Origin of the sequence: uncultured Cetobacterium sp. (assembly GCF_947038635.1) — a bacterium.
GTDB lineage: Bacteria > Fusobacteriota > Fusobacteriia > Fusobacteriales > Fusobacteriaceae > Cetobacterium_A.
In genome coordinates, this window is sequence record NZ_CAMQXC010000080.1 from 1 (window position 1) to 10,140 (window position 10,140).

Below are 10,140 nucleotides of genomic sequence, written 5' to 3' on the forward strand. Positions count from 1 at the left end.
ATATCACATATGATTTATTTGAATTTTTTAATCTTAGAGCAGATCTTGCACAATCCATTGCAACATCTCCCCCTCCAACAGTTAAAATATTTCCTTTTGCATTTTTTACATCTCTTGTTAGTGAGATCTCTTTTAAAAACTCTACAGCTGTAAATATTCCTTCTGCATCAAAATTATTTAATGATCTATCTCTTCTTCCTATCTGTTTACCAATGGCTACTAAAACTGCATCGTACTCTTTTTCCAAAGATTCAAATGTTATATCTTTTCCAATCTCAATATTATGTTTTACTTCTCCACCTAGCATTTTTATTAAACTAAATTCATTCTCTATTATATCTCTTGGAAGTCTATACTCTGGGATTCCATATCTTAACATTCCGCCACAATTTGGATTCTTTTCAAAAATTGTTACTTCATGCCCCTCTTTTAAAAGAGTTATTGCTCCTTGTGCTCCTGCTGGTCCAAAACCTACTATTGCAACTCTTTTTCCTGTTTTTTCTTTTTTTGATATATCCCACATTTCTGAATTATCATAATTATCTGCTATATATCTTTTTAATCCAGCTATTGCTACTGCTTCATCCTCTTTTCCCCTTCTACAAGCGCTTTCACAAGGGTGTGCACAAACTCTTCCTAAAACTCTTGGTATAAAAAGTTCCTCTCTTATAACTTTTATAGCTTCCTCTCCTCTATTTTCTCTCATTAAAGCTATATACTTTTTAGCATCTGTATTCATTGGGCAAGCTGTTGTACAAGCTGATTTTGAATCTCCCATACAGTTATCTACTATGTGTTTCATATTTTCTATAATCTCTTTTTTTAACATCTCTTATACCTCTTTTAAATTTTGAACGTTTGATTTTTTTCCAAAGAACTCTTTAAAATCTACTGCAAATATAAATACTCCTAATATTATAACTATTCCACAAATAGCTAAGTATGGAGTTATCTCTGTTCCTAAAATTAAACTACTAAATGCAATTGCCCAAAATGCTGCTGTACTATTTAGTGCTGTTCCCATTGAAGCACCAATATAATTCACTGCTTTATACCATGATAAATAAGTTATTGCTCCTAATATTGCTATCCCTGGAAAATATATCAGTTCATTATTAGTTGCTAATTGACCCACAACTTTATATCCATCTATCATTGGCATAATAATAGCACCATACACAACGAATGATGTTAAGTATCTAAGAGTTAAAAATTGTTGTGGAGTAGCTTTAATATGATCTTCATTTTTTATCTTCTTCATAGCGTATCCTATTATAACTCCCTCTGATGCCCAACCTAAAACTGCTAATAGAGTAAATGCCATACCTTTATAAAAATCTGGGTACATATTTAAGTCTACTTTTGAATATCCAAGTGCTGCAGATCCTATTAAACTTACTGTTATTCCAATAATAGCTCTTTTTGAAAGTTTTTCTTTAAGTATAAAATATGATAAAATTGCTCCCACTCCTGGATAGATAACTGACAAACTCGATGCATAAGCTGGCGCAGCATATTTAATTCCTATTACATATCCACTCATTCCAATAGGAGCTCCAACCACTGCTGCTAAAAATGTTACTTTTCCTTTTTTTGTTTTTAAAAGTTTAAACGTGTCTAAAAGTTGTCTATTAAAAAGAGCAACTAAAACTAACCAAAAAAAACAAAATGCATCATGTAAAAATGCTGAAACTAATGTGCTTGATGATGCTGTTTTCAAAACTGTACTACTTCCTACAAGTCCCATTAAAACAGTATCTAATCCCCATGCAAATCCAACTAATCCACCAAAAAATAAACCTTTTTTCAAATTACCTTCCATAAAATCCTCCTCAAGTTTTTCAATAATGCTAGTATATTAAAAAAATAACGTAACGTAAATAATTTTTTGACGTTACGTTAGAATTGGTTTAAAATAAATTTTATATGATTAATTTATAATCTTTTTTGTAATTTTATAAAATTTTTATAAAAGCTTTTGTTATTAAGACTACTTTACGCTCTCTTTTGCAAAAAATTCTAAATTTATTTTCTACATAGATTTTATTTTCATATTTTAATTCTTTTTCTTTTAAGTAGTTCTCCATCTTTTTAAAAACTTCTAATTGTTTATCAAGACCATCTCTAGAATAGGCAACTATATATTTTCCCTCTTCCAATATATAGTCTCCATTTTTATGTAAATATAATTCTAAATTATACTCATCACTTTCTTTTGAAAGTATCTCTTTAAAATCTCCACCATAAGTTTTTTCGTCCATTATGTCATAATTTTCTAAATTCCAAACACTTTCAACATCAGGGTCATTATAAATCTTATTGTTCTCTTTAATAGTAAAATATCTTCTCATTGGCATCTCTTCAATATTTATGAATATATTTTCTAAACCAAATTTTTCTATTATATCCATCTCTTCTTCAATTTTTTCATTTTGCCACTTTAAATAATTTATTGTTTTTTCATTCTCTTCAACTCTAGATTTTAAAAATATATTTTTTTGATTACAGCATTTATTTCCTAAAAGACCCTCTATCTCTTTTAAACTAAACCCTCTATTTTTTAGCTCATTTAAATAAATAAGCTTATTTATTTCTTCTTTAGAATATAATCTATTTCCTCTTCCCTCTTGTGAAGATTTTAATAATCCAATCTCTTCATAATATCTTAACGTTCTTGTCGTTAAATCCATGCTCTTTACAATATCTCTTATTGAGATATACTCTTTCATCTTTACAACCCCTTTCTCCCACTTCACTGTTTATTTAATATTATACCAAAAAACAAAGTTTAGAAAAAGAGTCTATTAAATATCTATATATATGTATCTTTTTTATTGGTTACTTTTTTGTAACTAATTTACCTTAAACTTAAATTGTGCTAATATAGCTCTTAATACAATTTAACGGAGGTAAGCATGAAACCTATTGAAAAATCAAAAAAAATAAAATTTCTAATATTCTTAATCTTTACAGTGATCTTTTTGAGTTGTACTAAAGAGAATAAAGAAACCTTAGATAATATATTAAAAATAGCCCAAAGTGGAAACCCTAGGTCTCTTGATGTTCACAATGCTAATGATGGATTTTCTTTAAGAATCAATAAACAAATTTATTCAAGATTAGTTGAAATTGATGGGGATAGAAATATAATTCCTGGTTTAGCTGAAAGTTGGAAAAAGGTTAATGATAAAACTTATGATTTTAAAATAAGAGATAATATTAAATTCCATAATGGAGATAAACTACAGCTCGAAGACATTAAATTTTCTTTTGAAAGAATGATGAAATCTCCTCGAATAAGTTTCATTGTTCCACCTATTGAAAAAATTGAAATAGTAGAACCTAGCACAATAAGGATTATTACTAAAACTCCTTTTGCACCACTATTATATCACTTATCTCATCCTGCACTTGGAATAGTTAGTAAAAAAGTGATTGAGTCTTCTGGAGAAAACCCTGAAGTTATTGGAACAGGTCCTTACAAATATAACTCATGGATTATTGGAAATCAAGTAGTTTTAGATAAAAATAACGATTACTTCTTAACTCCACCATCATTTGATAAGCTTGTGTTCAAAACAATAACTGAACCTACAAATAGAGAGATTGCATTGGAAACAAAAGAGATTGATATAGCTTTAGATATAAGTACTGTTGATGCTCCAAAAATAAAGGAAAATAATGAACTTATTTTATATACAAAACCTTCATATTCGTATAGATACTTAGGTTTTAATAATAAAAAAGATATTTTCAAAAATGAAAATCTAAGAAAAGCTATTGATTATGCTATTGATAAAGAAGCTATTGTTAATATCATTTTAAATGGTTATGGAGATGTAGCTAACTCAGTTATAGCTCCAAATGTATTTGGTTTTACAGATACTGTTAAAAATGTTGGCTACAATCCTGAAAAAGCAAAGGAACTAATAAAAACTTTAGGTAATAAAGAAAATATCACCTTAGAACTTCTGACTATGGGATCTAGTGATGAAAAAGCTATTGCTGAGGTAATTCAAGCTAATTTAAAAGAGATTGGAGTAGATTTAAAAATAAATATCGTTGAAAGTGGAACTTTTTATGATTTAACAGAAAAAGGATTCTTTGATATGTTCCTAGGTTCATGGGGAACTGTAACTGGAGATTCTGACTATGGTTTATACCCTATGTTTCACTCTAAATCTATAGGTAGCCCTGGGAACCGTTCTTTTTACTCTAATGAAACTGTGGATAAACTTTTAGATGCTGGAAAAATAACAGTAATTGAAAATGAACGATTGAAAATATATCAACAAGCTCAAGAGCAAATTGTTAAAGACACTCCACATGTAATGCTATACAATAGTGTTATTATTGTTGGTGCTCAAAAAAATATAAAAGGATTAAATATACATCCTGTAACACTACATGATTTTTATCCTCTTTATAGAGAAAATTAATATTAAAGTACTTAATAGCAATCATAAGAAAAAGGAGGAATTAATTCCTCCTTTTTTCAAAAATAGTCTACTTTTTTATATTCTCTTCAAACTTACATCCAAAAGTTTTCATATCTTTTAAAATTGGTAAAAGTTCATCTCCACAGCTAGTTAAACTATAGTATGACTCAACTGTATTACCTTTATAAACCTTTCTATTTTCTACAATTTTATGTGAAACTAATATATTTAATTGTTCTATTAGAATTTTCTTACTACAACCTAATAACCGTTGAAGTTCTCCAAGCCTTAACTCTGCATCTTTTAAACTAAAAATAATTGTCGGAACCCATTTTTTCCCTAAAATTAAGGCTGTTAATTCTACTGGGCAATGATCTGTATTTTTGTTTTCTACCATAATTTCCTCCATACTTTTTATAAAGTATATCAAAGAAATTTTCTATAATCAAATCATATTAAATTTATCATTCACTAATTCCCTGTAATTTTTTATATAAGTCAACTGCAAATTGATCTGTCATTCCACTGATAAAATCTACACACAATTTAAGTGTTGTATATATTTCATCCCCTTTATTTTTACACTCTTTTAATTCAGACTCATAATTTATAATATAATTTTCAGAAATCAATACCCTTATGTTTCTAGATGTTAAAGATGCTTCTTCTCCATTGTTTAGCCAATCTATCATCCCTTCAATGAAAACACTTAGTAGTTTTCTCAAAACTTTAGCTGCTAAAATATCAGTAAAAACTCTTTCTTTCGATTGAAATATCTTATTTTTAGCTAAATTTTTCAATCCATCCTTTATCTCTTTATATGATCCTGCATCTAATAACTCTTTATTAAAATCACCATTTAAAATTAATTCTTCATTTTTTATAAAAGATTTTATTACCTCTTGAATCATTTTCCCTTGTATATATATTTTAATTTTTTGAACAACAATCTTTTCAAATAAACTATTATTTTCTATCTCTTTATTTTTTTCTTCATACTCTTTTATTTTATCTATTAACTCTTGAATCTCCTGAGATTTTTTTTCCATCTTTTTTAACATATTTTTTAAATCTTGCAATGTTATAAATTTTTTCTGCACCCCATCTTCAATATCAGCAACACAATAAGCTATGTCATCTGCTGCTTCTAATAAAAATGTTATTGGATGTCTTTTTCCTTTTATTCCCATCTCTTCAGAAATTTTATCATAATCACTTTTTTCGCTATCAAAGTATCCAAATTTTCTTTCAATAAGTCTTCCTTTATCTTTTTTATTTCCTTCTATTGAATCTGTTGGGTATTTCATTATTGTAGCTAAAGTTGCATAGGTTAAATTATAACTATCCTTGTCTCCTAAATACTGTAATTTTCTTAATATTCTAAAGGTTTGAACATTTCCATCAAAACATAATAGATCCTCTTTTTGTATATCTGTCAATATATTATCATAACCACTTTTTTTTAAATACTCTTTAAAAAAATCTTGAATTATATATTCTCCAGAATGGCCAAAAGGTGGATTTCCTAAATCATGAATTAATCCAGTAACTGATAATAACGATGATATTTTTTGATCATCTCTTTGCAAATATTTCTCTATTGATTTACCAATAGAGGAAGCTATATGTGAAACCTCAAGGGAGTGAGTCAATCTTGTTCGCACAAAATCCCCTCTTTTTAATGGGTACACTTGAGTTTTATCTTGTAATCTTCTAAAGGATGAACTAGAAATTATTCTAGAATAATCTTTATCAAACTCATTTCTTTCATCAAATTTATAAGCTTCGTTTGAACTTTGTTTAAATCTTTTTTCACATAATAATTTATTCCATTTCATTCTCTTTCCCCTCCAGTAAGTTAGCATTTATATTTTTTATTTTTTTAAAAAGAACTTTATTCTTTATTTTGTAGAATATTTACATATGAAATCTTTAATAAAAAGGAGTTTGATTTTATGTTTAATTTAAATCTATTTCATAGTTATAAAATTAATCTTTATTTAAAAAACAACCCTACACCTATTATTGGAATTCTAACACATATTGGTAAACATTTTATTGAATTAGATGATGATAATCTTTATAGTATTAAGTCCATTGAAAAGATATCTTTTAACGGTAATAATACTTTTAATAAATAAATTTTAACACTTTATAAATATTTAAAAAGCTGCCAAATTATATCTTCAATTTAGCAGCTTTTTCTATAGCAACTTAATCTTTTAAAATTCTAACTTACTTTCCTACAGTTACACCAATTATCTCATCATAAAATAGAGCTAAAAAGTTTAACTTAGTTATATGCTCAGAGTTGGCAATAGATACATTTCTCAATGGTAGAAAACTATCATAAATAGAATTTTGTAAATCATTGTCATGAAGAACTAAGCTTAAAGGATTCACTTCTGATAAAGATTCATGCTCTTTTTTATTAGAACTAAATGCTAAAAACTCCTCCTTTAATTCCTCAAGAGTCATAATATCACCTGTTATTATTCCCCCTCCAGTAACAAAAGATAATCTTATTTTAGGAATTGTTACTCCTGTTGCTGTATTTTCCAATAACGATTTCTCTAAATTAAATTTACTTAATATATTAAGTTTTTTTATAAGTTCTTTTTTGTCCATAGATTTCAACCTCCAATGTAGTTGCTATAATAATTGTATTATATTCTTTTAATTGAGATTGTCAACCTCTATTCTTACTCTATAAATGATTAGTTTTTATTTTTTTAATATTTTATTTTTTTTAAAAGAAATCCTATTTTTTTTAGTATTTATAAGATAAAAGTTCATTTAATTTTTAAGAAGGAGGAGTTTATTACTATGTCCAATCAACTTCAAAATTTTATTAATTATTTAGTTATCACAAAAAATATCAATTCTTCTGAGAAAGCAATTATTTTACAAAAAGAGATCTACTCTATTCAAACAATCATTTTAAAATCTAACTATTTATCACCTAAAGATATACAAAGTTTTATTGTTGAAAAAACTAATGCATATTACGATGAGTTAGATAAAAATCATTTGATTCAAATTTATAAAGAGCTTGATGCTTTGCCAATATATTCACATCTTCATAGTTTACATGACTACCTAGTTATGAAAAGAAATCGACTTCTTTATGATGAGTGTGGACAAAATCTAGCTAACCATATTATAAAAAATATTCTTTTTGAAATATATTAAATTAGGAGGGGCATTATGAAAAAGTTATTAGCTTCATTAGTTTTCATGTCTTTATTAGTAGGGTGTAATAATGACAATGTAGCATCAAAAACATCTGTAGATTCTTCAAGTCCATATAAGGAGTATTCTGTAAATGATACTAAAGTGGCTGATATCGTTGAAACAAATATTTTAAAAGCTGAAGCTGAAAAATATGGTTTTGACTTAAAAACCTCTTCAGCCCACATGATTAGTTTTAAGAAAGTTGGAACTTACGGTTCTGGTGATCTTAAAGTTATTGCTTTTTTAAATCCAAAAGGTGTTGAAGCTGCTGAAGATAAAGGATATATTAATATCAATAGAGTTGTTTCATACACTTGTAAATTTGAATATAGCTATAAAACAGAAAAATACGTGTGGACATCTGATTATCCATACGCATCTACAAGTACTTTATTTTAAAGATAAAATGGATGAACCCATTGTTCATCCATTTTTTTAATCTCTAAATTGACACTCTAATAGGTGATCATTTACTATTCCTACAGCTTGTAGATATGAGTAAACCGTTGTACTTCCTAAGAATTTAAATCCTCTTTTTTTTAAATCCTTCGCTATTATATCTGACAACTCTGTTTTAGCTGGAAGTTCACTTAAATTTTTCCAGCTATTTTTTATAATTTTCTTTTCTGTAAAAGACCAGATATATTCATTAAAAGACCCAAACTCTTTTTGAATTTTTAAAAACTCTTTTGCATTACCTATAGATGATTCTATCTTTTTTCGATATCTTACAATTCCAGGATTATCTAGCATTTTTAATATTTTTTCTTCACCATATAATGCTACTATTTCTGGATTAAAATTATCATATTCCACTCTATAGTTTTCTCTTTTTTTTAATATTGTTATCCAGCTTAATCCTGACTGAGCTGATTCTAAAACTAAAAATTCAAAATGAGTTCTATCATCATAAACAGGCTTCCCCCACTCTTCGTCATGATACTTTCTATATAAATCACTACTTTCACACCAAGGACATCTTATCATATAACCACCCTCCAAATTTTTATCTCATAATATCATTTATCCCTCTCTATTTCAATTTAATATTTTCTTAATTCATTGCTTCTTAAGTAGTTTTATGTTAGTATTTTTATAACTAGATTATTAAGGAGGTTTTTTATGAAAAAGATATCTTTACTGCTTTTCTTAAGTTTTTTCTATTTAAGTTGTACAAACAGTTCTATTTATAATAAAAATCTTTCTACATATACCATTGAAAGCAATGTAGTTGAAAATCAAACAACTCAAAATGAGATTGAAAATATCTTTGGAAAACCATATTCAGTTGATATAAATAATGATGGAAATACAGTTTGGACATATCGGGATGTAACTATTAATAGTCCTGGTTACAACTCATTTTCTGCATCATTTAGAGCTGGTAAAGGTAGTCGTTCTAGAGATAACCACAATCCTCAATATAAATGGGTTATTATTTTTGATTCAAATGGAGTTGTTGTTGACTTTAATGTTAGATCATTATATTAATATTTAAGAAAGGAGCTACAGTTATGTTACTTTGGTTTATAATAGGAATAGTCTTTTTAGTTATTGAAATTTTAACTTTTGGACTTATATCTATCTGGTTTGCATTAGGAGCTTTTTTAACAATGATTTTCTATGAAGCTTCCTTAGAAAATCAGTTTTATATTTTTGTTGCAGCTTCTTTATTATTTTTAGTTCTAATTAGAAAGGTTGCCTTAAAACATTTTAAAGGAAATAGCAAGGAACTAAATCGTATTAAAGGAAAAATAGTAAAAATTGAAAAAATTGAAGTTCGTGGAAGTAATAATTTTTATACTGTATATTTAGATGGAAAAATCTGGGAAGGCATATCTAAATCTAACTTCAGTGTTGGAGATGAAGCTGTCGTAGAAAAAATTATGGGGAACAAATTAGTTTTAGCTAAAAAATATTAGGAGGATTATATGTTATTTTTATTTATTTTAATACTTATTGCTGTATTTTTAATTGGAACACATATTAGAATCGTTGCTCAATCACAAGCTTTTGTTGTAGAAAGATTAGGAGCATACTTAGCTACTTGGGATGTTGGTTTAAACGTTTTAATCCCTTTTGTTGATAGAATCGCTAAAAGAGTATCTTTAAAAGAGCAAGTTATAGATTTTCCACCACAACCAGTTATTACAAAGGATAATGTTACTATGCAAATAGACTCTGTTGTTTATTTCCAAATTACTGATCCTAAACTATATACTTATGGCGTTGAAAATCCTTTAAATGCTATTGAAAATTTAACAGCAACAACTTTAAGAAACTTAATTGGTGAGTTAGAGCTTGATGCTACTTTAACATCTAGAGATACAATAAATACTAAAATGAGAGTTATTTTAGATGAGGCTACTGACCCTTGGGGAATAAAGATAAATAGAGTAGAACTAAAAAACATCATTCCTCCTGCTGAAATTCAAGATGCTATGGAAAAACAGATGAAAGCAGAAAG

The 10,140-nt window shown here is 27.3% G+C and carries 14 protein-coding genes; 7 read left to right on the forward strand and 7 right to left on the reverse strand.

The window, feature by feature from the left end; translation table 11 throughout:
- From Q0V08_RS08190 to Q0V08_RS08200, 3 genes are all read right to left on the reverse strand, one after another.
- A partial coding sequence (locus tag Q0V08_RS08190; RefSeq protein ID WP_297433792.1) for an FAD-dependent oxidoreductase occupies positions 1–829 on the reverse strand: 829 nt, incomplete at its 3' end.
- A gap of 3 nt (positions 830–832) precedes the next feature.
- Positions 833–1,822 carry an EamA family transporter gene (locus Q0V08_RS08195; protein WP_297433794.1) on the reverse strand — a complete coding sequence of 330 codons (990 nt, stop codon included), beginning with the start codon at positions 1,820–1,822 and terminating at the stop codon, positions 833–835.
- Positions 1,823–1,955: 133 nt separating this feature from the next.
- Positions 1,956–2,729, reverse strand: a complete 774-nt coding sequence (locus Q0V08_RS08200; RefSeq protein ID WP_297433796.1) for a MerR family transcriptional regulator — start codon at positions 2,727–2,729, stop codon at positions 1,956–1,958.
- Positions 2,730–2,915: 186 nt separating this feature from the next.
- Here Q0V08_RS08200 and Q0V08_RS08205 point away from each other — a divergent pair, with 186 nt between their 5' ends.
- Positions 2,916–4,439, forward strand: a complete 1,524-nt coding sequence (locus tag Q0V08_RS08205) for an ABC transporter substrate-binding protein (RefSeq protein ID WP_297433798.1) — start codon at positions 2,916–2,918, stop codon at positions 4,437–4,439.
- A 67-nt stretch (positions 4,440–4,506) separates the two neighbouring features.
- On the opposite strand, the gene Q0V08_RS08210 is transcribed toward Q0V08_RS08205, so the two are convergent.
- The gene (locus Q0V08_RS08210; RefSeq protein ID WP_297433800.1) at positions 4,507–4,836 is read right to left on the reverse strand and encodes a helix-turn-helix domain-containing protein; all 330 of its coding nucleotides are present in this window, start codon (positions 4,834–4,836) and stop codon (positions 4,507–4,509) included.
- 67 nt (positions 4,837–4,903) lie between these two features.
- Entirely contained in the window at positions 4,904–6,277 is a 1,374-nt protein-coding gene (gene dgt, locus Q0V08_RS08215) for a dGTP triphosphohydrolase (RefSeq protein WP_297433801.1), read from the reverse strand.
- A 117-nt stretch (positions 6,278–6,394) separates the two neighbouring features.
- Between dgt and Q0V08_RS08220 the strand changes: the two genes are divergently transcribed.
- A complete protein-coding gene (locus Q0V08_RS08220) occupies positions 6,395–6,580 on the forward strand; it encodes a hypothetical protein (RefSeq protein WP_297433802.1) in 186 nt (61 codons plus the stop codon).
- Positions 6,581–6,674: 94 nt separating this feature from the next.
- Here the strand turns inward: Q0V08_RS08220 and Q0V08_RS08225 are convergent, their stop codons facing one another.
- On the reverse strand, positions 6,675–7,067 hold the full coding sequence (locus Q0V08_RS08225) for a hypothetical protein (protein ID WP_297433804.1): 393 nt from the start codon (positions 7,065–7,067) through the stop codon (positions 6,675–6,677).
- A 198-nt stretch (positions 7,068–7,265) separates the two neighbouring features.
- On the opposite strand from Q0V08_RS08225, the gene Q0V08_RS08230 reads away from it, so the two are divergent.
- Both Q0V08_RS08230 and Q0V08_RS08235 read left to right on the forward strand, forming a co-directional pair.
- Positions 7,266–7,631, forward strand: a complete 366-nt coding sequence (locus tag Q0V08_RS08230; protein ID WP_297433806.1) for a hypothetical protein — start codon at positions 7,266–7,268, stop codon at positions 7,629–7,631.
- Between the two features lie 15 nt (positions 7,632–7,646).
- Positions 7,647–8,072 (forward strand): hypothetical protein, encoded by a 426-nt coding sequence (locus Q0V08_RS08235; protein WP_297433808.1) that lies wholly within the window; start codon positions 7,647–7,649, stop codon positions 8,070–8,072.
- A gap of 36 nt (positions 8,073–8,108) precedes the next feature.
- Here Q0V08_RS08235 and Q0V08_RS08240 read toward each other — a convergent pair whose 3' ends face one another.
- Positions 8,109–8,660 carry a DNA-3-methyladenine glycosylase I gene (locus Q0V08_RS08240; RefSeq protein ID WP_297433810.1) on the reverse strand — a complete coding sequence of 184 codons (552 nt, stop codon included), beginning with the start codon at positions 8,658–8,660 and terminating at the stop codon, positions 8,109–8,111.
- A 135-nt stretch (positions 8,661–8,795) separates the two neighbouring features.
- On the opposite strand from Q0V08_RS08240, the gene Q0V08_RS08245 reads away from it, so the two are divergent.
- The 3 genes from Q0V08_RS08245 to Q0V08_RS08255 all read left to right on the forward strand — a co-directional run.
- Entirely contained in the window at positions 8,796–9,164 is a 369-nt protein-coding gene (locus Q0V08_RS08245) for a hypothetical protein (protein WP_297433812.1), read from the forward strand.
- Positions 9,165–9,187: 23 nt separating this feature from the next.
- Positions 9,188–9,595 (forward strand): NfeD family protein, encoded by a 408-nt coding sequence (locus tag Q0V08_RS08250; protein ID WP_297433813.1) that lies wholly within the window; start codon positions 9,188–9,190, stop codon positions 9,593–9,595.
- Positions 9,596–9,604: 9 nt separating this feature from the next.
- A partial coding sequence (locus Q0V08_RS08255) for a paraslipin (RefSeq protein WP_297433815.1) occupies positions 9,605–10,140 on the forward strand: 536 nt, incomplete at its 3' end.

Bases quoted from the DNA above. Each gene is read 5' to 3' on its own strand.
- Q0V08_RS08195 (WP_297433794.1), bottom strand. From the start codon at position 1,822: ATGGAAGGTAATTTGAAAAAAGGTTTATTTTTTGGTGGATTAGTTGGA.
- Q0V08_RS08200 (WP_297433796.1), bottom strand. From the start codon at position 2,729: ATGAAAGAGTATATCTCAATAAGAGATATTGTAAAGAGCATGGATTTA.
- Q0V08_RS08205 (WP_297433798.1), top strand. From the start codon at position 2,916: ATGAAACCTATTGAAAAATCAAAAAAAATAAAATTTCTAATATTCTTA.
- Q0V08_RS08210 (WP_297433800.1), bottom strand. From the start codon at position 4,836: ATGGTAGAAAACAAAAATACAGATCATTGCCCAGTAGAATTAACAGCC.
- dgt (WP_297433801.1), bottom strand. From the start codon at position 6,277: ATGAAATGGAATAAATTATTATGTGAAAAAAGATTTAAACAAAGTTCA.
- Q0V08_RS08220 (WP_297433802.1), top strand. From the start codon at position 6,395: ATGTTTAATTTAAATCTATTTCATAGTTATAAAATTAATCTTTATTTA.
- Q0V08_RS08225 (WP_297433804.1), bottom strand. From the start codon at position 7,067: ATGGACAAAAAAGAACTTATAAAAAAACTTAATATATTAAGTAAATTT.
- Q0V08_RS08230 (WP_297433806.1), top strand. From the start codon at position 7,266: ATGTCCAATCAACTTCAAAATTTTATTAATTATTTAGTTATCACAAAA.
- Q0V08_RS08235 (WP_297433808.1), top strand. From the start codon at position 7,647: ATGAAAAAGTTATTAGCTTCATTAGTTTTCATGTCTTTATTAGTAGGG.
- Q0V08_RS08240 (WP_297433810.1), bottom strand. From the start codon at position 8,660: ATGATAAGATGTCCTTGGTGTGAAAGTAGTGATTTATATAGAAAGTAT.
- Q0V08_RS08245 (WP_297433812.1), top strand. From the start codon at position 8,796: ATGAAAAAGATATCTTTACTGCTTTTCTTAAGTTTTTTCTATTTAAGT.
- Q0V08_RS08250 (WP_297433813.1), top strand. From the start codon at position 9,188: ATGTTACTTTGGTTTATAATAGGAATAGTCTTTTTAGTTATTGAAATT.